Annotated in this window: 18 protein-coding genes; 15 read left to right on the top strand and 3 right to left on the bottom strand. The window is 63.0% G+C overall.

Going from position 1 to position 21,916, the window contains the following annotated elements; all coding sequences use genetic code 11:
• Positions 1–59: 59 nt before the first annotated feature.
• The gene (locus AC05QJ_RS25750; RefSeq protein ID WP_003252043.1) at positions 60–314 is read left to right on the top strand and encodes an FAD assembly factor SdhE; all 255 of its coding nucleotides are present in this window, start codon (positions 60–62) and stop codon (positions 312–314) included.
• Positions 298–750 (top strand): protein YgfX, encoded by a 453-nt coding sequence (locus tag AC05QJ_RS25745; RefSeq protein ID WP_476744054.1) that lies wholly within the window; start codon positions 298–300, stop codon positions 748–750. Before AC05QJ_RS25750 ends, AC05QJ_RS25745 begins: the two co-directional genes overlap by 17 nt.
• On the opposite strand, the gene nadB is transcribed toward AC05QJ_RS25745, so the two are convergent.
• Positions 719–2,335: an L-aspartate oxidase gene (nadB, locus tag AC05QJ_RS25740; protein WP_476744053.1), complete on the bottom strand. Its 1,617-nt coding sequence runs from the start codon at positions 2,333–2,335 to the stop codon at positions 719–721. The genes AC05QJ_RS25745 and nadB overlap by 32 nt on opposite strands.
• Positions 2,336–2,792: 457 nt before the next feature.
• Here nadB and rpoE point away from each other — a divergent pair, with 457 nt between their 5' ends.
• From rpoE to pdxJ, 13 genes are all read left to right on the top strand, one after another.
• Entirely contained in the window at positions 2,793–3,374 is a 582-nt protein-coding gene (rpoE, locus tag AC05QJ_RS25735; RefSeq protein ID WP_003252049.1) for an RNA polymerase sigma factor RpoE/AlgU, read from the top strand.
• A 31-nt stretch (positions 3,375–3,405) separates the two neighbouring features.
• Entirely contained in the window at positions 3,406–3,999 is a 594-nt protein-coding gene (locus AC05QJ_RS25730; RefSeq protein ID WP_476744052.1) for a sigma-E factor negative regulatory protein, read from the top strand.
• An 18-nt stretch (positions 4,000–4,017) separates the two neighbouring features.
• The gene (locus AC05QJ_RS25725; protein WP_476744051.1) at positions 4,018–4,989 is read left to right on the top strand and encodes a MucB/RseB C-terminal domain-containing protein; all 972 of its coding nucleotides are present in this window, start codon (positions 4,018–4,020) and stop codon (positions 4,987–4,989) included.
• A gap of 315 nt (positions 4,990–5,304) precedes the next feature.
• Positions 5,305–6,678 (top strand): DegQ family serine endoprotease, encoded by a 1,374-nt coding sequence (locus AC05QJ_RS25720; RefSeq protein WP_476748007.1) that lies wholly within the window; start codon positions 5,305–5,307, stop codon positions 6,676–6,678.
• A gap of 242 nt (positions 6,679–6,920) precedes the next feature.
• On the top strand, positions 6,921–10,922 hold the full coding sequence (locus AC05QJ_RS25715) for an RCC1 domain-containing protein (protein WP_476744050.1): 4,002 nt from the start codon (positions 6,921–6,923) through the stop codon (positions 10,920–10,922).
• Between the two features lie 73 nt (positions 10,923–10,995).
• The gene (locus AC05QJ_RS25710) at positions 10,996–11,868 is read left to right on the top strand and encodes a hypothetical protein (protein WP_476744049.1); all 873 of its coding nucleotides are present in this window, start codon (positions 10,996–10,998) and stop codon (positions 11,866–11,868) included.
• Positions 11,869–11,941: 73 nt separating this feature from the next.
• The gene (locus tag AC05QJ_RS25705) at positions 11,942–13,357 is read left to right on the top strand and encodes a hypothetical protein (protein WP_476744048.1); all 1,416 of its coding nucleotides are present in this window, start codon (positions 11,942–11,944) and stop codon (positions 13,355–13,357) included.
• 165 nt (positions 13,358–13,522) lie between these two features.
• A complete protein-coding gene (gene lepA, locus AC05QJ_RS25700) occupies positions 13,523–15,322 on the top strand; it encodes a translation elongation factor 4 (protein ID WP_476744047.1) in 1,800 nt (599 codons plus the stop codon).
• A 5-nt stretch (positions 15,323–15,327) separates the two neighbouring features.
• The gene (gene lepB / locus AC05QJ_RS25695) at positions 15,328–16,182 is read left to right on the top strand and encodes a signal peptidase I (RefSeq protein WP_476744046.1); all 855 of its coding nucleotides are present in this window, start codon (positions 15,328–15,330) and stop codon (positions 16,180–16,182) included.
• A 240-nt stretch (positions 16,183–16,422) separates the two neighbouring features.
• Positions 16,423–17,112 (top strand): ribonuclease III, encoded by a 690-nt coding sequence (rnc, locus tag AC05QJ_RS25690; RefSeq protein ID WP_476744045.1) that lies wholly within the window; start codon positions 16,423–16,425, stop codon positions 17,110–17,112.
• Positions 17,105–18,007: a GTPase Era gene (gene era, locus AC05QJ_RS25685; RefSeq protein WP_476744044.1), complete on the top strand. Its 903-nt coding sequence runs from the start codon at positions 17,105–17,107 to the stop codon at positions 18,005–18,007. The genes rnc and era overlap by 8 nt, the downstream gene beginning before the upstream one ends.
• A gap of 54 nt (positions 18,008–18,061) precedes the next feature.
• On the top strand, positions 18,062–18,745 hold the full coding sequence (gene recO / locus AC05QJ_RS25680) for a DNA repair protein RecO (RefSeq protein ID WP_476744043.1): 684 nt from the start codon (positions 18,062–18,064) through the stop codon (positions 18,743–18,745).
• Positions 18,746–18,789: 44 nt separating this feature from the next.
• Positions 18,790–19,530 (top strand): pyridoxine 5'-phosphate synthase, encoded by a 741-nt coding sequence (gene pdxJ, locus AC05QJ_RS25675; RefSeq protein ID WP_476744042.1) that lies wholly within the window; start codon positions 18,790–18,792, stop codon positions 19,528–19,530.
• 166 nt (positions 19,531–19,696) lie between these two features.
• Here the strand turns inward: pdxJ and AC05QJ_RS25670 are convergent, their stop codons facing one another.
• Positions 19,697–21,076: a heavy metal sensor histidine kinase gene (locus AC05QJ_RS25670; protein ID WP_476744041.1), complete on the bottom strand. Its 1,380-nt coding sequence runs from the start codon at positions 21,074–21,076 to the stop codon at positions 19,697–19,699.
• Positions 21,073–21,747: a heavy metal response regulator transcription factor gene (locus AC05QJ_RS25665; RefSeq protein WP_476744040.1), complete on the bottom strand. Its 675-nt coding sequence runs from the start codon at positions 21,745–21,747 to the stop codon at positions 21,073–21,075. The genes AC05QJ_RS25670 and AC05QJ_RS25665 overlap by 4 nt, the downstream gene beginning before the upstream one ends.
• Positions 21,748–21,916: the final 169 nt, after the last annotated feature.

The raw sequence follows: 21,916 nt of genomic DNA, 5'->3' as shown, positions 1-21,916 counted from the left end.
CGCCGTGTGCTCATCGGTAAGCGTGTCTGTATACTGGCGGCCTATTCGAGGAGGGCCCCATGGTCGAACAAACTGAACTGAACCGGCTGTTCTGGCATAGCCGCCGCGGTATGCTGGAGCTGGACGTACTGCTGGTACCTTTCACCCAGGAGGTCTACCCGACCCTGAACGAGACGGACCGCGAGCTGTATGTACGTCTGCTGAGCTGCGAAGACCAGGACATGTTCGGCTGGTTCATGGAACGCACCGAGTCCGAAGACCCGGAGCTGCAACGCATGGTTCGCATCATCCTGGACCGTGTCCAGCCCAAGTGATCGCTTCGAGTGCTGCTGGCAGGGCTCCAGGCTTCTGCTGGCGGCTTATCTCGCCTGTCTGCTGCTGGCCCTGATGGCGTTTGCGCTGCTGGCGCTGCCGCCGGTGCTCTGTGTGTCCGGCGTTGTTCTTTGTCTGGGACACGCCGCCTGGGTCATTCCCCGGCAACTCTTGCTCAATCATCCCTGCGCCATCACCCGCCTGCGCCGCGATGCCCATGGCTGGCAGCTGTGGAGTGCCGCCCGCGGCTGGCACGGGGTGCAGCTGCGGCGCGACAGCATGGCGCTGCCGGGCCTGGTGATTCTGCGTTATCGACTGCCGGGGCAATGGTTCACTCGCAGCCAGTGCATCGGTCACGATGCGCTGGAGCCGGTGCAGCACCGGCGCCTGCGCTTGCGCCTGAAGTTCAGCCGCAGAAGGTGGGCGGCTGCAGAATAGTGTCGCGGGCGTCCGGCAGCAGGTCCGGATAGTCGAGGGTGTAGTGCAGGCCGCGGGATTCCTTGCGCTGCATGGCGGACTTGATCATCAGTTCGGCGACCTGGGCCAGGTTGCGCAACTCGATCAGGTCACGGCTGACCTTGTAGTTGCTGTAGAACTCGTCGATCTCGTCCAGCAGCAGGCGCACCCGGTGTTCGGCCCGTTGCAGGCGCTTGCTGGTACGCACGATCCCCACGTAGTCCCACATGAATCGCCGCAGTTCGTCCCAGTTGTGCGCGATGATCACGTCTTCGTCCGAATCGGTGACCTGGCTGGCATCCCAGCAAGGCAGGGCCTGGGGCATGTTCACCTGATCCAGCTGGGCGACGATGTCGGCGGCGGCCGAGCGACCGTAGACGAAACATTCCAGCAGCGAGTTGCTGGCCATGCGGTTGGCGCCGTGCAGGCCGGTGAAGCTGGTTTCGCCGATGGCATAGAGGCCCGGTACGTCGGTACGGCCGTCCTGATCGATCATCACCCCGCCACAGGTGTAGTGGGCCGCCGGAACCACGGGGATCGGCTGGCGGGTAATGTCGATGCCGAAGGTCAGGCAGCGTTCGTAGACGGTGGGGAAGTGGCTTTTGATGAAGTCCGCCGGCTCGTGGCTGATGTCCAGGTAGACGCAGTCCACCCCCAGGCGTTTCATTTCATGGTCGATGGCCCGGGCCACGATGTCCCGTGGCGCCAGTTCGGCCCGCGGGTCGAAGCGTGGCATGAAGCGCTCACCGTTGGGCAGCTTGAGCAGTCCGCCTTCGCCGCGCAGGGCCTCGGTGATCAGGAAACTCTTGGCCTGCGGGTGATACAGGCAGGTAGGGTGGAACTGGTTGAACTCCAGGTTGGCCACCCGGCAGCCGGCTCGCCAGGCCATGGCGATGCCGTCGCCGCAAGCCCCGTCGGGGTTGCTGGTATAGAGGTAGACCTTGGCTGCGCCGCCAGTGGCCAGCACCGTGAAGCGGGCGCCGAAGGTGTCGACTTCGCCGGTGGCGCGGTCCAGCACGTAGGCGCCGAGGCAGCGGTCGCCCTGCTGGCCGAGACGCCGCTCGGTGATCAGGTCCACGGCCACGCGCTGTTCCAGCAACTCGATGTTCGGCCGCTGGCGGGCCTGGTCCAGCAGGGTCTTGAAGATGGCGGCGCCGGTGGCATCGGCGGCGTGGATGATGCGGCGGTGGCTGTGGCCGCCTTCGCGGGTCAGGTGGAACTCGAAACCGCCGTCATCGACACTGGCGTGCTCGTCGCGGGTGAACGGTACGCCCTGGTCGATCAGCCACTGGATCGACTCGCGGCTGTGCTCCACGGTGAAACGCACGGCGTCTTCATGGCACAGGCCGCCACCGGCATTGAGGGTGTCCTCGACGTGGGACTGCACGGTGTCGGCGTCGTCCAGCACCGCGGCGACGCCGCCCTGGGCCCAGAAGGTCGAGCCATTGGCGAGGTCGCCCTTGCTGAGAACGGCGATGCGCAGGTGTGACGGCAGGTTCAGCGCGAGGCTCAGGCCCGCGGCACCGCTGCCGATCACGAGGACGTCATGTTGTAGTTGTTGGCTCATGTCTGGAATTTCCGCGCGGGGCGACCACGTAGGACACTGGTATAAGGGCAGTGGTATCGGCACAATGGTCAAGCGTTCATGGCATTGTGAAACTATCGTGAATCAGGGTGGGGTGCCTTTATAGCAGTCCCGAGGCCCGGATTTCCATTTCACTGACGCGGTTGCGATGGCCATGCGTGGGAACTTTCCTGGAATCATGCATATCCATAGAGGGTTGCCTGCACGCCAGCAGCCATAGTGGCGCAGGGTAGCGGTCGTTTTTCGCCGTTGCCGAAGGAAGAAAACTGATTTGTCGACGCAGCCGGCCGTGACCGCGCTGCGTCTTTCGTGCGAGCCGATCATGGGTCGCCGGAAACTTCTCTGGAGGGGGAGAACTTTTGCAAAAAGCCCGAGTCTATGGATGCAAGCCTGAACGATGGCCAATGCAGCACCCCTCCAGGTTCACCGAGGAGTGTTCATGCTAACCCAGGAAGAGGATCAGCAGCTTGTCGAGCGCGTGCAGCGCGGTGACAGGCGAGCGTTCGATCTGTTGGTGCTGAAGTATCAGCACAAGATTCTCGGGTTGATCGTGCGATTCGTGCACGACACCCATGAGGCCCAGGATGTTGCGCAGGAAGCGTTCATCAAGGCCTACCGTGCTCTTGGCAATTTTCGTGGTGACAGCGCTTTCTATACCTGGCTGTACCGCATTGCCATCAACACGGCGAAAAACTATCTGGTGTCCCGCGGTCGGCGGCCACCGGACAGCGATGTAAGTTCCGAGGATGCTGAGTTTTACGATGGCGATCATGGCCTCAAGGACCTCGAATCCCCTGAACGCTCGCTGTTGCGTGATGAGATCGAAGGCACTGTCCATCGAACCATCCAGCAACTGCCAGAAGATTTGCGTACGGCGTTAACTTTACGTGAATTCGATGGTCTGAGTTACGAGGACATTGCGAGCGTCATGCAGTGTCCGGTGGGTACCGTGCGCTCTCGGATTTTCCGCGCTCGGGAGGCCATAGACAAAGCCCTGCAGCCGTTGTTGCAGGAAACCTGAGACAGCGGCGACAGCCAAGAGAGGAACCGCCATGAGTCGTGAAGCTTTGCAGGAATCGCTGTCCGCGGTGATGGATAACGAAGCGGACGAACTGGAGTTGCGTCGGGTATTGAATGCCGTCGACGATGCCGAAACCCGTGCCACCTGGTCGCGTTACCAGGTCGCTCGTGCAGCGATGCACAAGGAACTGCTGATGCCCAAGCTGGACATCGCCTCGGCCGTTTCGGCCGCGCTGGCCGACGAGGCCACGCCGGTCAAGGTCGCTCGCGGCCCATGGCGCAGCGTGGGTCGCCTGGCGGTAGCCGCCTCCGTCACCCTGGCCGTGCTGGCAGGTGTGCGGCTGTACAACCAGGACGAGATCACCGGTGCCCAGCTGGCTGCCCAGCAACCGGTCCAGCAAGGGCTGGCGGCACCGCAGGTTCAGGGTCCGGCTGTTCTGGCAGGCTATAGTGAAAGTTCCGAGCAGCCTACCGGCCCTATGGCCAACGGTGTTCTGCAGGGCCAAAGCGGCTGGCAGGACCAGCGTCTGCCGGGCTACCTGCGTCAGCATGCCCAGGAAGCTGCCGTGAAGGGGACTGAAAGCGCATTGCCTTACGCACGTGCCGCCAGCCTGGAAAACCGCTAGGAACACCCAAGGAGGATCATGCGCGCGCTACCTCTCATACCGCTCCTGTTCAGCGGCTGCCTGACGATTCCGGCCATTTCGATGGCCGCCAACTCGTCCACCGAGGCTGCCGACTGGCTCAACCGCCTGGCGAAGGCCGAGCAGGAGCAGAGTTATCAGGGCACTTTCGTTTACGAACGCAACGGTAGTTTCTCTACTCACGACATCTGGCATCGCGTCCAGGACGGCAAGCTCAGCGAGCGGTTGTACCAGCTCGACGGCCCGGCCCAGGAAGTGGTGCGTGTCGATGGGCAGACCCGCTGCGTCAGTGGCGCGCTGATTCCGGGCGTGGGCAACGCGGCGCGCTCTTCGGCGCGGGTGCTCGATCCCCTGAAACTCATGAGCTGGTACGATCTGAGCGTCGCAGGCACCTCCCGGGTAGCCGATCGCAAGGTGGTGATCCTGACCCTGCGTCCTCGCGACCAGCACCGTTATGCCTTCGAGCTGCACCTGGACAGCCAGACCGCCCTGCCGCTGAAATCCCTGTTGATCAACGACAAGGAGCAGTTGCTGGAGCGCTTCCAGTTCACCCGTCTGGATACCCGCGACACGCCTGACGATGCCGAACTCAAGCCCAGTGCCAATTGCCACCCGGTCGCCGAGGCGGCGGGGCAGGTCAATGAGGCGGTTGCCGGCTGGCGCTCGGACTGGCTGCCGCCGGGCTTCGAGCTGGTCAACAGCAGCGTGCGCAAGGATGCCGACGGCAAGCACAGCGTCAGCAGCCTGATGTATGACGATGGCCTGGCCCGCTTCTCGGTGTTCCTCGAGGCCATGGACCAGAATGCCGGCTCCGATGCTCGGCTGCAGTTTGGTCCGACCGTTGCCGTCTCGCGGCAGTTGACGACGCCCAAGGGTGAGGTAATGGTCACGGTGGTGGGTGAAATCCCCATCGGGACGGCCGAACGGGTGGCCTTGTCGATGCGCCCGCAGGACGCCCAGGCCAGCCAGTAAAGACTTCAAGGATCGTTTAGGTACATGGATGACAAGGACGACAGGCATGTCCCAGAGTTGCTGACATGATTGGTAAGCCTTCAAGTTTGCAAAATCATCCGGATTTGTTCATAGGTCAGACCTTCGCAGGTCTGGCCTTTTCTGCTGTTGCAGCATCAAGAATGCCAATGTTTCAGGCCTGGTCGCAGCCCTCGGGGTTGTTGCCGGGCCTTTTTCGTTGGCAGGTCCCTACTGCTTAACCACGCTCGTTGTGACGGGAGCCGTATGTCAATACCACGCTTGAAATCCTACCTATCGCTGTTTGCGGCCGTGCTCATGCTCGGTCAGATGGCCACTGCCCAGGCTGAAGCCCTGCCGGACTTCACTACCCTGGTCGAGCAGGCTTCGCCGGCCGTCGTAAACATCAGTACCAAGCAGAAACTGCCGGACCGTCGTGTCGCGGGTGGGCAGATGCCTGACCTGGAAGGCCTGCCGCCGATGTTCCGCGAGTTCTTCGAGCGCAGCATTCCCCAGCAGCCTCGGGGTGGCGACCGCCAGCGCGAAGCGCAGTCGCTGGGTTCGGGGTTCATCATTTCCGATGACGGCTACGTGCTGACCAACAACCACGTGGTCGCCGACGCCGACGAGATCATCGTTCGCCTGTCCGACCGCAGCGAGCTGCAAGCCAAGCTGGTCGGCACCGACCCGCGTACCGATGTGGCGCTGCTCAAGGTCGAGGGCAAGAACCTGCCGACCGTGAAGCTGGGCGACTCGTCCAAGCTGAAGGTGGGTGAATGGGTACTGGCCATCGGTTCGCCGTTCGGCTTCGACCACTCGGTGACCAAGGGTATCGTCAGTGCCAAGGGCCGCACCCTGCCGAACGACACCTATGTGCCGTTCATCCAGACCGACGTGGCCATCAACCCGGGTAACTCCGGCGGCCCGCTGTTCAACATGAACGGCGAAGTGGTGGGTATCAACTCGCAGATCTTCACCCGTTCCGGCGGCTTCATGGGCCTGTCGTTCGCCATCCCGATCGACGTGGCACTGGACGTTTCCAACCAGTTGAAGAAAGACGGCAAGGTCAGTCGCGGCTGGCTGGGCGTGGTCATCCAGGAAGTGAACAAGGACCTGGCTGAATCCTTCGGTCTCGACAAGCCGGCCGGTGCCCTGGTAGCCCAGGTGCTGGAAGACGGTCCGGCCGCCAAGGGCGGCCTGCAGGTGGGCGACGTGATCCTCAGCCTGAATGGCCAGCCGATCGTCATGTCGGCCGACCTTCCGCACCTGGTCGGTGGCCTCAAGGACGGCGCCAAGGCCAAGCTGGAGATCATCCGCAACGGCAAGCGCCAGAACCTGGACGTAACCATCGGCGCACTGCCGGATGACGATTCGGAAGTCACCACCACCCCTGGCGGTACCGCCGAGCGCAACAGCAATCGCCTGGGCGTGACCGTGTCCGACCTGACCGCCGAGCAGAAGAAGACCCTCGAGCTGAAAGGCGGCGTGGTCATCAAGGAAGTCCAGGATGGTCCGGCCGCCATGATCGGCCTGCGTCCGGGCGACGTGATCAGCCACCTGAACAACCAGGCGATCACCTCGGCCAAGGAGTTCACCGAAATCGCCAAGGAGCTGCCGAAGAACCGTTCGGTGTCCATGCGCGTGCTGCGCCAGGGGCGTGCCAGCTTCATCACCTTCAAGCTGGCTGAGTAAGCCGCTACGAAGAGAGAGGGCAGCCTTCGGGCTGCCCTTTTTTTTGGCTGAATTTTCGTCGCGAAATTTTTATCGTCGTGCCGGCCGCGCCAACGCCCTGAATTGCGTGAGCTTTTTCGAAGGTGCTGGAGCGACCTGATATTTTTGTCAGTTGTGGGCCTGTTCCCCTTGGCTTTTCAATCATCTCAGCCCCGTAGGTGCCAACGCCTATCCACGGGTTTGACCTGATCAGGAGAGCACTCATGACTATCGATGAGAAGATTGCCAATCAAGCCCTAGCCGGGCAGCCACTGCCGTTCAACGCGCCGCAGCCGAAGGCCCTCGCCCCGCTCTCCATCCCGGGTCTGATCGGCCCCCTGGAAACCCCGGGGGTCGATGGTGGCGTCAACTACAGCATGATCGACTCTGATGCCTCCGGGTTGCTGGTGGTGGTGTACCAGTACGTCAACATGCGCGAGGGCGACTGGATCGAGATTTTCTGGGGGGACTCAACCACCTCCGTAGCGTCCACGCCCGTGCGTGAGGCGGACATCGGCAACAACGTCTATCTGAACATTTCTCGTAATGCGATCAAGGACGGCATCAGCGAGGTGACCTATCGCATCACCCGCGTCAGCGGCAACAAGGAAAACTCCGATCGCTTGAACGTGCTGGTACGCACGGTGTTTCCCGGAGGGGCCGACCCACAGCCCGATACGCCGAACCACGAGGGGCTTGCGGCGCCTGAACTCGATCTGCCTCCGGGAACGATCATCGACGAGGACATTGCCCGCGAAGGCGTCACCGTCACGATCGGCCGCTATGAAAACATGCGTGAGTACGATCTGATCTCCCTCAGTTGGGGCGGCGAGATCGTCAAGCACCTGGTCACCCAGGCAGAGGTGGATGCGGGGTTCGTGGAGATTCTGGTTACCGAAGACATCATCCTCGATGCAGGCGACGCCGATGGCCTGGTGGTGGTCTATCAGGTGATGGATGAAGTGGAGAACGTTCAGCGCGTCTGGTCCATGCGCACCACCGTGGACGTGGAAGTCGGCACTGGCATGTTCGATTCGCCGCTGATCGACAACCCGGACCCGGATGCCGATCCCTGGGACGTCATCGATCTCGACAAGCTCGGAGAAGCGGATCTGCTGGTCGAGGTGATTGTCGACCCGAGCAACGGCCTGCTGGTCGGCGACGAGGTGGCGCTCACCTGGGTAGGCACCACCTCGCAAGGCCAGGCGATCACCGTGGAACTGCCGGCTCAAACCGTGCGCAGGTCCCGTGAAGTGCTGGACTTTTTTGTTCCCAACGCCGATCTGCGGCAGTTGGGGCTCGGTCGGGGTTCGGCCTCGTATTCGGTCGTGCGAAACGGCGCCGCCGAGGGGGCTTCGAAGCGGGCAGCGGTCACTTTCCACGGTGTCGAGCGCGGGTTGCCCAAGCCGACCGTGCTCGAAGCACAGGGCGGTGTCCTCGACCCGGATCTGGCCCAGGCAACGGTAAACATTCCCATCGAATTCCTGCGAGCTAACGATTCAGTGATGCTGACCTGGCGGGGCACCCGTTCTGATGGCAACCCCCTGCTTTACGAGGACAGGCAACAGCTCAGCGCCGGATGGAATGGCCGGCCTGTCACGTTCCCCATCCCGGGTGCCAGCAACATCCTCCCGCTCAAGGGCGGGCGAGTCAGTGTCTATTACACCATCGGTCGTTCCGGCGGCGTGGCGATCGAGTCTGAACGCGAGCTGCTGATGGTGGGCGAGGCTCAGTTCCAGTTGCCTGCACCCTACACCCGGCCCGCTGCGCAGAATGGCATGCTCGACCCCGACGAGCTGCCCGAGTGGCTGGAGCTGGTGATCGATCCGTATCCCAACATGGCCGACGGGCAGCGGGTTCACGTGTTCTGGAGTGCCACGGTGGGCGAGCACTTCGAGGACCACATGGAGATCAATCCGTTCTCGGTTGGCCGCGAGGTGGTGTTCGAGCTGGACCGCGAGCATATCCGGCAGAACCTCGGCGGTGAGGTCGAACTCTGGTACGAAGTTCGCGAAGACGGCGAGGCTACCCGCCCATCCGCTCGGACGACGTTGAAGATCGGGGCCCAGCAAGGGCAACTGCCCCTGCCAGAAGTGCCGGAGTCGAACGATGGCATTCTGAATCCGGTGGATGCCATTCGCGGGGCTACGGTGCGCATCCCTGTCGAGGCGGATCTCAAGTTTGGTGACGAGGTCGATGTGCACTGGATCGGCAGCAAACCGAACGGCACCACGACCGTAACGCGCCCAGTGTTCCAGGAAGACGTCGGGAAACCCTTTGAACTGACGGTTGGCTACGAGTTCGTGGCTGCCAACGCGGACGGCAACGTGGTGGTGTCCTATGAGGTGTTCGGTGCCGATGGTACCAGGCGCACTTCGGAAACCCTGAACCTGCGGGTGCAAAGCGCCGAGTTGCCGTTGCCAGTGATCGACGAGGCCGGGGAGGGTAATCAGCTCAATCCCGATGATGTGCTCAACGGTGCCACCGTGGTGATCGATGCGTCGGCACAGTTCAAGGAGGGTGACGAGGGCGAGGTGACGATCACCAGCTCGGCCCAGGGCGGCAGCACCACCATTTCTTACCGGGTTCCGGTCGGCGGCACAGGGCAACCGGTACGCGTGAAAGTGCCTTACGAGGTGATCAACGCCAGTACCGGTACCAGCTTCAAGCTTGAGTACGACATTATCCGGAGCGGGGGCGGCACGCCGGAAAAATCGAACTTCAACACCTATACCGTGAGTCGTGAGGTCGGTGCCGGGCCATTGCTGGTGATGGGTGCGCGCTTCAATGCCAGTACCTATCGGGCGTCCAGTGCGCCGCGGATGCTCAGCGCGTTCCATCGCACCACCCTGAGGCCGTTGCTGGCCGAATGGCGCTATGAAGGCAGCACGGTCTGGACGGCCAAGGAACGCTGGTTCGATAACAAACCGTGGCTCAAGTTGCATGTTCGCAGCAAGGACGAAGGTGTGGTCCTGAACCCGGCCAATATCGTGGGTAATGGTATTGATACCAGCGCCAACGGGTTGGCGGCGTTCGTCGCCATGCGCGACGAGGGCGCCACCGGCAGCCCGGGTGAGGTGGACATGGTGGCATGGGGTAAGGAAGGCTACGGTGGCAAGCTTTCTCCCGATCTCATCGCCATCCGCGACATTGCCGAGGTGTCGTGCACCAGTAACGCCTACGCGGCGCGTCGACGCGATGGCTATGTCGTGACCTGGGGCACAGGGGACAGTGGTGGCAATCCCCCCACTGACAATGGCAGTTACGTGCAGGTCAAAAGCAATGCCCACGCCTTTGTCGGGTTGAAGCAGGACGGCAGCCTGTTCGCGTGGGGCAAGGCAACGCACGGGGTGCCCGTCGCGGGCGACGCCGTCAATCACAACGACTATGTGGATGTGTGCGGCGCATCGATGGCGTTCGCGGCACGTCGGGCAAACGGACAGGTGGTGGCATGGGGAGATGCCACCAACGGCGGCAAGCTCAAGCCCGGCCAGGAAGGTTTCAGCGACATTATCCAGGTCACCGGGAACTACGCGGCCTTCGCAGCGCTGCGGGATCCGGGTAATGGTGCTTCGACCAGCGTGATCGCCTGGGGGGCGGCCGCTTACGGTGGCGATGTCACCGAGGAAATCGCCCGGCTCACCAACGTCAAGGCGTTGGGCGCCGCCACGGCCCAGGCGTTCTCCGTGCTGCTGGACACCAATCAGGTGCGTGCCTGGGGCCCCAAAAGCCATGGCGGCGTTGTTCCCGACAACATCCAGAACCTGACGAATGTGGTGGAGATTACCAGCACCTGGCATGCCTTCTGCGCCCGTCTGAGCAGTGGCAACGTGGTGGCGTGGGGCAATGACACCAATGGCGGCCTGCTGCCGGAAGATATCGCTCGCCGTTCCGACATCGTCCAGGTGGTCGGCAGTTCCTGGAGCTTCGCGGGGCTGTGCCGTGACGGGTCCGTGGTCGCCTGGGGCGCGCCGGCAACCGGAGGCGACACCTCCAAGGTCGCGGCCAAGCTGGTCAATGTCCGGGCGATCTACGCCAATACCCATGGCTTTACCGCGCTGACCGCAGATGGTGCCGTGGTCACTTGGGGTGTACCCGACGGGGGCGGTGACAGCGACTCCCAGCAGCAGTACCTGACTAACAAGGTCACCACCGGTCGCGCCATGACGGTCGAGGAGGTGCAAGCCGAATCAGCCGCGGCGCTGCAGGCCACCGAGGGCGTCTGAGGTTCGACGCGAAACCCGAGCCACGCACCTGCGGCCTGCAAGGCGTCAGGTGCGTGCACCCAGGAGCTTGACCATGAGTTTCGTCAGAGAGGATTTACCGGCGCCCGCGGTGGATGGCGTCGTTGATGGCACGCTGGACCCGGACAAAGTCCCGGAGACCGGCACCATGGCTAATATCACCAATGTGCCCACGCAGTGGGGCGGCTCGGACCTCACGCTGTATCTGGAGGACACCTTCGGAGCGGTTCTTTACTGGATAACCTGGCCGGTGGGACCCCATGGCCGGGATATCAGGCTTCCGCTTCCCAAGGCCACCCTGGTCGCCAACCTCGGCAAGGACGTCCGGGTGCGATACACGGTCAGTGATATCGGCTCATCGAGATCGCTCGACTTCAAACTGGAACAGGGCTTTGCCGGTACCGTCGAATTTGACCTTTCCCCGCAGAACTACCTGGTGCTCTATACCCATTCCGAGGCGCGCCCGCCCGAGAAAATCCCGGACTTCGCGCGGATACAGCGGGTCATGCCGGGAGCGACCCGCTACAGCAGCGGCGATGAAAAGCTGGCCAGGGTCGATGATTACGGCATCGTCACCGTTTTGGGCAACGGCAAGGTCACCATCCATGCCGAGGGCAGCCCCTCGGGGCCCGGTAGCTACGAGCTGGTGATCAAGGGCATCAAGGAGTTTCACGTCCTGAGTCCTGCGGCGGACTGGGACGGTGCACGGAAACTGTGCGACGAGACGGCACTCCTGCTGCCCACCAGCGGGGACTTCAATCGACTGCTGACATTCTATCCCCCGCCGGTTCGCGATGATCTGCCCGATGTCCCGGTGTGGGGCGATGTCCTGGGGGCTGGCACCGCCTTTACCCTCGACCTCTATTCCGGCGTCATTGGCGCCGAGGACATGGCGACCTTGCTGCAGGTGGCAGGCATCAAGCCCTGAAGCCCGACCAATACCTTCCTTGATTTCGCGACCGGCCGCACCTCCCAGAGGTGCGTGCTGCGGGAGAACCGAGATGCCTGGATTCATGCTGCAACTCTGCGGTGCGCTGTCGCTTTGTCTGTCACTTGGCCTGGGCGCCTTGCCGGCCCAGGCGATCAGTGGGCCTGAAACGGCGCAGCGGTTCAATCAGGCCTACGTCAGCACGCCTGAACATTGTGTCGATCATTACCCGGCCTATTACTGCAGCGGGGTGATGGTCAAGCAGGTGCTGGCCAGCGACCCGTCGCCGTTCTGGTCCCATGGGCCTGATGCGGTGGCTCGCGGCGCCGAGCGATTCGATTACCTCAGGCTCGATGTGGCGACTGCGCCGTTGCTGCAAGCCAGTGGCTATCTGTTTTCGGATCGTTTCACGGCCAGCGGCCAGGGCAAGGACTATCAACTGGTGGGGGACGACGGCATGAACCGTCCTCCGGAGTTGCTGGTACGCAACTGGGGGGCGGTTGCGCCAGCACAATTGCCGGTCGAGGCCATCTACCATCGCCGGACACCCGAAGGCCTGCGTGCGGCGTTGAGCGATCAATACGCCTGGTTCAAGGCGACGGGCAACTGGCTGCCGGTGCTGCGACTCGATGCCACCGACAGCAACGCCCAACCGTTGGGCTTCGACTCTCGTGAACAGCTTTACAGTGGCTACCAGATCGCCGACCGCATCAATCGGCGTTATGCCGATACCAAAAGCACCTGCCTCGACAATAAATCGGCGCTCCACTGCAATGGGGTCTTCATTCGTGGTACCGGTTTCGGCGCAAATTTTCACTCCTGGAACCCCAGCCCGAACTCGGTCGGCCGTGACGGCGTGTCGTTTGCCTGGGTGCGAGCGGACAATGGCGTGAGAAACGTTGGCAGCCCGGGTCTGATTTTCCACGAGCTGGGCAAGAAGTCGGATCATCAAGTGCGGTTTCGCTGCGCCTATCCCGCTAACGCAGCGACTTCCCAGACGTCCAACAGTTGCCGGGGGGCCTGCACGGCGCAGAACATCACCACCGTCGCAGGCTGGCGAGCGTCGTACGGCGGTGCGCCAGGGGCGAGCTGTACCTTTGGTGATACCCCAGCCGAAATTCAGCTCAACACCGATGTGCGGGTGGGGCAGAGCTGGGCTACGGGCCATACCGAGCTGATCATTGGGGCCTGGGACCAGAATATTCCCACGGAGCTGCCCATCGAGGCCTTTTTCTATGTGCCGGCTGCCAACAGTCTCCCGGGCGCTCGCTACATCCAGAACGATTACTTCAAGGTCACCGGCAGGTTCATGCCGATTCTGCGGGTCGATCTGAATGCGCCAATGGGCTCCAAGTTCATGTTCATTCCAGAGGACCAGTCCTTCTCGGTCGAGGCCATGGAGCAATTGCGGACGATCGAGTTCCCGCCGGCCGGAATCCTGAATTCCGATGATGCCGATTGTGTCGGCTGTGGCAGCCCGCTCCCTTGAGCTGTTCGAACGCCTTCCCTGATTCAGCGTTCTCTCCATCGCCGGCCAGGCCTATCCAACCGGATGGCCGGCGAATGGAATCTCCCACAACCCATCGGCATCAGGTACAATTCCCGGCTATTTTTCGGCGGGCGTCCGGCCCGCGGCCTTTTTGAGTGTTGATCCGTGAGTGATTTGAGTCATATCCGCAATTTCTCCATCATCGCCCACATTGACCATGGCAAGTCGACGCTGGCCGACCGCTTCATCCAGATGTGCGGCGGTCTGAGCGACCGCGAGATGGAAGCCCAGGTCCTCGACTCCATGGACCTGGAGCGTGAGCGCGGCATCACCATCAAGGCCCACAGCGTTACCCTGCATTACAAGGCTGGCGACGGCAAAACCTACCAGCTGAACTTCATCGATACCCCCGGCCACGTCGACTTCACCTACGAAGTCAGCCGCTCGCTGGCGGCCTGCGAAGGTGCACTGCTGGTGGTCGACGCCGGCCAGGGCGTCGAGGCGCAATCGGTCGCCAACTGCTACACCGCCATCGAGCAGGGCCTGGAAGTCATGCCGGTCCTGAACAAGATGGACCTGCCCCAGGCCGACCCGGACCGGGTGAAGGACGAGATCGAGAAGATCATCGGCATCGACGCCACCGACGCCGTGGCCTGCTCGGCCAAGAGCGGCATGGGCGTGAACGAGGTGCTGGAGCGCCTGGTGCAGACCATCCCGGCGCCGGAAGGCGAGATCGACGCACCGCTGCAGGCGCTGATCATCGACTCGTGGTTCGACAACTACCTGGGCGTCGTCTCCCTGGTGCGCGTGCGTCATGGCCGCGTGAAGAAGGGCGACAAGATCCTGGTCAAGTCCACCGGCAAGATCCACCTGGTGGACAGCGTCGGTGTCTTCACCCCGAAACACACCCAGACCACCGACCTCAAGGCCGGTGAAGTGGGCTTCATCATCGCCAGCATCAAGGACATCCACGGCGCCCCGGTGGGCGACACCCTGACCCTGTCCTCGACCCCTGAAGTCGAAGTGCTGTCCGGTTTCAAGAAGATCCAGCCGCAGGTTTATGCCGGCCTGTTCCCGGTCAGTTCCGACGATTTCGAAGATTTTCGTGATGCGTTGCAGAAACTGACCCTGAACGACTCGTCGCTGCAGTACACCCCGGAAAGCTCCGACGCCCTGGGCTTCGGTTTCCGTTGCGGCTTCCTCGGCATGCTGCACATGGAGATCATCCAGGAGCGCCTGGAGCGCGAATACGACCTGGACCTGATCACCACCGCGCCCAGCGTAATCTTCGAGGTCAAGCTCAAGACCGGCGAAACCATCTACGTCGACAACCCGTCGAAGCTGCCGGACATCTCGTCGGTCGAAGACTTCCGCGAGCCGATCGTCGCCGCGACCATCCTGGTGCCGCAGGAGCACCTGGGCAACGTCATCACCCTGTGCATCGAGAAGCGTGGCGTGCAGCGCGACATGCAGTTCCTCGGTTCGCAAGTGCAGGTGCGCTACGACCTGCCGATGAACGAGGTGGTGCTGGACTTCTTCGACCGCCTGAAATCCACCAGCCGCGGCTATGCGTCCCTGGACTACCATTTCGATCGTTATCAGTCGGCCAACCTGGTCAAGCTCGACGTACTGATCAACGGCGACAAGGTCGATGCCCTGGCATTGATCGTGCACCGCGACAACGCGCACTACAAAGGTCGTGCGTTGACCGAGAAGATGAAGGAACTGATCCCTCGGCAGATGTTCGACGTGGCGATCCAGGCGGCCATCGGTGGCCAGATCGTTGCCCGGACCACGGTCAAGGCACTCAGAAAGAACGTACTGGCCAAATGTTACGGTGGCGACGTGAGCCGTAAGCGCAAGCTGCTCGAGAAACAGAAGGCCGGTAAGAAACGCATGAAACAGGTGGGCAACGTGGAAATTCCACAGGAAGCCTTCCTCGCCGTGCTCAGGTTGGATAGCTAGGTCCTATGTCATTAAATTTCCCGCTGTTGCTAGTCATTGCAGTCTTTGTCTGTGGGCTGTTGGCGCTGATCGATCTGCTCTTCCTAGCGCCGCGCCGGCGTGCGGCGATCGCCACCTACCAGGGCAGCGTCAGCCAGCCTGAAGTGGCGGTACTGGAGCAGTTGAACAAGGAGCCGTTGCTGGTCGAGTACGGCAAGTCGTTCTTCCCGGTGCTGTTCATCGTGCTGGTGCTGCGGTCGTTCCTGGTGGAGCCGTTCCAGATCCCGTCGGGCTCGATGAAGCCGACCCTGGAAGTGGGCGACTTCATCCTGGTGAACAAGTTCTCCTACGGCATCCGCCTGCCGGTGATCGACAAGAAGGTCATCGAGATCGGTGACCCGCAACGCGGCGATGTCATGGTGTTCCGCTACCCGAGCGACCCGAACGTCAACTACATCAAGCGTGTGGTCGGCCTGCCGGGTGATGTGGTGCGCTACACCAGCGACAAGCGGCTGTACGTCAATGGCCAGCAGGTCGCCGAGCAATTGGTCGGCGCCGAGCCGGGCACCCTGGGCAGCGCCGAGCTGTACAAGGAAAAACTCGGTGAAGCCGAGCACCTGATCCGCAAGGAAATGAACCGCTACAACATGCCGCCCAACCAGCAATGGACCGTGCCCGCCGGGCACTACTTCATGGTCGGCGACAACCGCGACAACTCCAACGACAGCCGCTACTGGGATGACCCGGCCATTCCCAAGGAGCTGCTGGGCATGGTTCCCGACCAGAATATCGTCGGCAAGGCATTCGCCGTGTGGATGAGCTGGCCGGGGCCGAAACTCAGTCACTTCCCGACCCTGTCGCGGGTAGGGCTGATCAAGTAGCACCTTCACGGCGCTGTCCTTCGGGACGGCGCCGAGTGCTTTTCTGGCATAGGCTGTATCGAGGGGCCCTGGCGGGGCTCCCAGCCCTGCAGGCCAGCAGGCATGAATCCACACCGTCTTTCAGGATCTGCATTTGAACAACGCTTTATTTTCGACGGCCGCCGGCCGGACTGAACCGTGCGGGACCGGCGCCCTGGCGTCGCCGCTGAACATCGACCACGAACGTCGCGTGGGTACACTGTGAACGCTTCCCTGAGTCGCCTCGAGCGCAAGCTCGGCTACACCTTCAAGAACCAGGAGCTGATGCTGCTGGCCCTGACGCACCGCAGCTACGCCGGCCGCAACAACGAGCGCCTGGAGTTCCTCGGTGACGCCATCCTCAACTTCGTTGCCGGCGAAGCGCTGTTCGAACGTTTTCCCCAGGCCCGCGAAGGCCAGTTGTCGCGCCTGCGCGCCCGCCTGGTGAAAGGCGAGACCCTGGCCCTGCTGGCCCGCGGCTTCGACCTCGGCGACTACCTGCGCCTGGGTTCGGGTGAGCTGAAGAGCGGCGGTTTTCGCCGTGAGTCGATCCTGGCCGATGCCCTTGAAGCACTGATTGGCGCCATCTACCTGGATGCCGACATGCAGACCGCTCGCGAACGGGTACTGTCGTGGCTGGCCGGCGAGTTCGACAGCCTGACCCTGGTCGACACCAACAAAGACCCGAAAACCCGCCTGCAGGAGTTCCTGCAGTCCCGGGCCTGCGAACTGCCCCGCTATGAAGTGGTGGATATCCAGGGCGAGCCGCATTGCCGGACCTTCTTTGTCGAATGCGAAGTGACCCTGTTGACCGAAAAAAGCCGGGGGCAGGGTGTCAGCCGGCGTATTGCCGAGCAGGTTGCTGCCGCTGCGGCATTGATCGCCCTTGGCGTGGAGAATGGCAATGACTGATACGAACACCACCCGTTGCGGCTATGTGGCCATCGTCGGCCGCCCGAACGTGGGCAAGTCGACGCTGCTCAACCATATCCTCGGGCAGAAGCTGGCGATCACCTCGCGCAAGCCGCAGACCACCCGTCACAACATGCTCGGGATCAAGACCGAAGGCGATGTCCAGGCGATCTACGTCGACACCCCCGGCATGCACAAGAGCAACGAAAAGGCGCTCAACCGCTACATGAACAAGACTGCCTCGGCGGCGTTGAAAGACGTCGACGTGGTGATCTTCGTGGTCGACCGTACCCGCTGGACCGACGAAGACCAACTGGTCCTGGAGCGCATCCAGTACGTGCAGGGCCCGGTGATCCTGGCGATCAACAAGACCGACCGCCTGGAAGAGAAAGCCGAGCTGATCCCGCACCTGCAATGGTTGCAGGAGCAACTGCCGAACGCCGAGATCGTGCCGATCTCCGCCCAGCAGGGGCACAACCTCGACGCGCTGGAAAGCCTGATCGCCAAGCACCTGCCGGAAAACGAGCACTTCTTCCCGGAAGATCAGATCACCGACCGCAGCAGCCGCTTCCTTGCCGCTGAACTGGTGCGCGAGAAGATCATGCGCCAGCTCGGTGCCGAGCTGCCTTACCAGATCACCGTGGAAATCGAAGAGTTCAAGCAGCAGGGCGCTGTCCTGCACATCCACGCCCTGATCCTGGTAGAGCGCGACGGCCAGAAGAAAATCATCATTGGCGACAAGGGCGAGCGCATCAAGCGCATCGGTTCCGAGGCGCGCAAGGACATGGAAGTGCTGTTCGACGCCAAGGTCATGCTCAACCTCTGGGTCAAAGTGAAGGGTGGCTGGTCCGATGACGAACGCGCCCTGCGTTCCCTGGGCTACGGCGACCTGTAATCCCTCCAGGCCCGACACCGACCGGTGTCGGGCCGCTCTTTCCTGAAGCCGATCATGGACCAGCCCGAAGCCCGACCGGCCTACGTTCTGCACAACCGTGCCTACCGCGAAACCAGTGCGCTGGTGGACTTCCTCACCCCGCAAGGGCGCTTTCGCGCTGTGTTGCGCCGCGCCCGCGGCAAGGGTGGCAGCCTGGCGCGGCCGTTCGTGCCGCTGGAAATCGAGCTGCATGGGCGCGGCGAGCTGAAGAATGTCGGGCGCATGGACAGTGTCGGCGTTGCTGCCTGGCTGAACGGCGATGCCTTGTTCAGCGGGCTCTATCTCAATGAACTGTTGATCCGCCTGCTGCCGGCGGAAGATCCCCACCCGGTGCTGTTCGAGCACTACGCAGCGACCCTTCAGGCGCTGGCGGCCGGTCGTCCGCTGGAACCGCTGCTGCGGGCGTTCGAATGGCGGCTGCTGGATGAACTCGGCTACGCCTTCGCCCTGGACCAGGACGTCAACGGCGAACCGCTGGCGCCGGACGGCTGGTACCGCCTGCAGGTGGATGCCGGGCTGGAGCGGGTGTACCTGGTGCAGCCCGGACTGTTCACCGGTGCCGACCTCGCCGCCATGGCCGAGGCCGACTGGACTGCGCCTGGCGCCCTGAGTGCGGCCAAGCGCCTGATGCGCCAGGCACTGGCCGTTCATCTGGGCGGCCGTCCGCTGGTCAGCCGCGAACTGTTTCGCAAGCGTTGAGCTCGTCGTATGCTGTCGGGCTCAACATTCAGGAGAGTTTCTTCGTGACCCACAGCAACCGCATCCTTCTCGGCGTCAACATCGACCACGTGGCGACCCTGCGCCAGGCCCGTGGCACCCGATACCCCGACCCGGTCAAGGCCGCGCTGGACGCCGAAGAGGCCGGTGCCGACGGCATCACCGTGCACCTGCGCGAGGATCGCCGGCATATCCAGGAACGCGACGTGCTGGTGCTCAAGGACGTGCTGCAGACCCGCATGAACTTCGAGATGGGCGTCACCGAGGAAATGATGGCGTTCGCCGAGCGCATCCGTCCAGCGCACATCTGCCTGGTACCGGAAACCCGTCAGGAACTGACTACCGAAGGCGGCCTCGACGTTGCTGGCCAGGAAGCGCGGATCAAGGCGGCGGTAGAGCGCCTGTCGAAGCTGGGTTCGGAAGTGTCGCTGTTCATCGACGCCGACGAGCGGCAGATCGAAGCCTCGCGTCGCGTGGGTGCGCCAGCCATTGAACTGCACACCGGCCGCTACGCCGATGCCCACACCCCGGGCGAGGAAGCCGATGAACTGAAACGCATCGCCGACGGCGTGGCCTTTGGCCTGAGCCAGGGGTTGATCGTCAACGCCGGCCATGGCCTGCATTACCACAACGTCGAGGCCGTGGCGGCGATCAAGGGCATCAATGAGCTGAACATCGGTCACGCGCTGGTGGCCCATGCCCTGTTCGTGGGCTTCAAGGGCGCGGTGGCGGAAATGAAGGCACTGATCCTGGCGGCCAGCCGCTGATACAAGACCTCGTGGGAGCGGCTTCAGCCGCGATTGGCCGCGCAGCGGCCACAAAATCGGTACCCCGGTTGTATCCGTCTGATCGGGGACTCAGGTTTTACGACGGCTTTGCCGCCGTTCGCGGCTGAAGCCGCTCCCACAGGGGCCAGCGGCGCCCCTATTCCCTTCAGTCCGGAAACACCAGGCTGAACCGCGTCGGCCCGTTCAGCACGCTGCTCACCTCGACCCGCCCACCGTGCACCTGCATGATCGAGCGCACGATCGACAAGCCCAGCCCCGTTCCGCCATCCATCCGCGAACGCCCGCATCCCACCCGGTAGAACCGCTCGAACAGGTGCGGGATATGCTCCTGGGCAATCCCTGACCCGCCGTTCTCGACCCAGCAGTGCAGCCCGTCGCTGCGCGCCTCGATACCGATCTCCACTGTCCGCCCGGCCGGGCTGTGGCGAATGGCATTGCTCAGCAGGTTCGACAGCGCCCGCTGCAGCATCAACCGGTCGGCCTGCACCGTGCCCCAACCGCGTACCTTCAGGGTGATGTCCTTGCTTTCGGCACTGAGGTCGAACAGTTCGGCCACTCGCCGTGCCTCTTCACCCAGTGCCACCGGTGTCAGTTGCAGGCGCGCCGTGGGCTGGTCCACCTGGGCCAGGAACAGCATGTCGGTGATGATCCGGTTCAGGCGGGTCAGTTCCTCGATGCTGTCTTCCAGCGCGACCTTGTAGTCGTCGGCGGGGCGTTCGCGGCTCAGGGTCACCTGGGCCTTGCCCATCAGATTGCTGATGGGGGTGCGCAGTTCGTGGGCGAGGTCATCCGAGAATTGCGACAGTTGCTGCACGCCGTGGTCCAGACGGTCGAGCATCACGTTGATGCTGTGGGCCAGCTCGCGCAACTCCTGGGGCAGCCCGGTTTCCGGCAGGCGATGACTGAGTTCCTGGGCCGAGACCTGCGCGGCGATCCGGCGGAAGCGGCGCAAGGGCGCCAGACCACCCTGCACCAGCTTCCAGGCACAGACGCCGATCAGCAGCAACAGCAGGGGCAACGCCAGCAGGGTAGAGCGCAGATAGGCATGGAGCAGATCGAGGTCTTCGCCACGGTTGACCGTCAGCTCCACCTGCACGGCGGTACCGTCCTGCAGGTGCATGGTGCGGGACGCGGTCAGCAGTTGAACGCCGCGGCTGTCGTTCCACTCGTCGAACCCCAGCCTCGGGCCGGCGATGATGGGCAGCGGCGGTGCTTCCAGCGCCGTCCCGAGGCTGAGCCGCGCCGGATGGCGGGCGTTGCGCTGGATCACGCTGAGGCTCAGGTTGTCGTGGCCCATCACCACGTCCAGCAACGGGTGGGCGCGTGCGGCGAGGTCGCCGACCTTCAGGTCGACATTCAGGCTGTGTTCGATCTGCTCCATCTTGCGCTGCAGATGCTCGCGGGCACGGTCGTCCAGTTCGCGGTCCAGTGCCACCACGGCCAGTGTCGCCAGCAGCAGCACCAGGGCCGCGCCCATGAGGATCACGCTCAGGCCCAGGCGCAGGGACAGCCGCGTCGACCTCATTCGCGGGCTTCCAGGACGTAGCCGACGCCCCGCAGGGTGTGGATCAGCTTGTGCTCGAACGGGTCGTCGATCTTCGCTCGCAAGCGGCGGATGGAGACTTCGACGACGTTGGTGTCGCAGTCGAAGTTCATGTCCCAGACCAGCGAGATGATCTGAGTACGCGACAGCACATCGCCGCTCTGGCGCATCAGCAGGTGCAGCAGGGAGAACTCTTTGGCGGTCAGGTCGATGCGTTTGCCGTTGCGCCAGGCGCGGTGGCGGATTGGGTCCAGTTCCAGGTCGGCGACTTTCAGGGTGGACGACTGCAGCGACTGTTCGCTTCGCCGCAGCAGGGTTCGCACCCGCGCCAGCAGTTCGGGGAATTCGAAGGGCTTGAGCAGGTAGTCGTCCGCCCCCAGGTCGAGGCCCTTGACCCGGTCGGACAGACGGCCATGGGCGGTGAGCATCATGATCCGCGTGGTGGACTCGGCGCGCAGGGTCTGCAGGACAGTCCAGCCGTCCATCTCCGGCAGATTCACGTCGAGAATGATCAGGTCATAGGCCTGTTGCCGGGCCAGGTGCAGGCCGTCCGGGCCGGTGCGGGCGCAGTCGACCACGTAGCCGTTCTCGGTCAGGCCCTGCTGCAGGTAGTCGGCGGTGCGGACTTCGTCCTCGATGATGAGCAGGCGCATGAGGTACTCGCGTAGGTGGAAAGGAAGCGATTCTCAACCCTTGAGTAGCTTCAGGGTCAAGTGTGGGTCAGGCATGGTAAGCCACGCGGTACGGGGGAGGTAGGCAGATAACAGATTTGTAACGCTTTAGTCACCCTGGCGATAAAACCGGCTCCCTAGAGTGGCTGGC

The organism is Pseudomonas sp. TUM25319 (assembly GCF_056388475.1).
Note: the sequence above shows the minus strand (reverse complement) of the source record. Positions and strands in the feature narration are given on the sequence as shown.

Coding starts and splice junctions, on each gene's coding strand:
- AC05QJ_RS25750 (WP_003252043.1), top strand. CDS start 60: ATGGTCGAACAAACTGAACTGAACCGGCTGTTCTGGCATAGCCGCCGC.
- AC05QJ_RS25715 (WP_476744050.1), top strand. CDS start 6,921: ATGACTATCGATGAGAAGATTGCCAATCAAGCCCTAGCCGGGCAGCCA.
- AC05QJ_RS25730 (WP_476744052.1), top strand. CDS start 3,406: ATGAGTCGTGAAGCTTTGCAGGAATCGCTGTCCGCGGTGATGGATAAC.
- AC05QJ_RS25725 (WP_476744051.1), top strand. CDS start 4,018: ATGCGCGCGCTACCTCTCATACCGCTCCTGTTCAGCGGCTGCCTGACG.
- rpoE (WP_003252049.1), top strand. CDS start 2,793: ATGCTAACCCAGGAAGAGGATCAGCAGCTTGTCGAGCGCGTGCAGCGC.
- AC05QJ_RS25710 (WP_476744049.1), top strand. CDS start 10,996: ATGAGTTTCGTCAGAGAGGATTTACCGGCGCCCGCGGTGGATGGCGTC.
- AC05QJ_RS25720 (WP_476748007.1), top strand. CDS start 5,305: ATGCTCGGTCAGATGGCCACTGCCCAGGCTGAAGCCCTGCCGGACTTC.
- recO (WP_476744043.1), top strand. CDS start 18,062: ATGGACCAGCCCGAAGCCCGACCGGCCTACGTTCTGCACAACCGTGCC.
- AC05QJ_RS25705 (WP_476744048.1), top strand. CDS start 11,942: ATGCCTGGATTCATGCTGCAACTCTGCGGTGCGCTGTCGCTTTGTCTG.
- lepB (WP_476744046.1), top strand. CDS start 15,328: ATGTCATTAAATTTCCCGCTGTTGCTAGTCATTGCAGTCTTTGTCTGT.
- AC05QJ_RS25670 (WP_476744041.1), bottom strand. CDS start 21,076: ATGAGGTCGACGCGGCTGTCCCTGCGCCTGGGCCTGAGCGTGATCCTC.
- era (WP_476744044.1), top strand. CDS start 17,105: ATGACTGATACGAACACCACCCGTTGCGGCTATGTGGCCATCGTCGGC.
- nadB (WP_476744053.1), bottom strand. CDS start 2,335: ATGAGCCAACAACTACAACATGACGTCCTCGTGATCGGCAGCGGTGCC.
- AC05QJ_RS25665 (WP_476744040.1), bottom strand. CDS start 21,747: ATGCGCCTGCTCATCATCGAGGACGAAGTCCGCACCGCCGACTACCTG.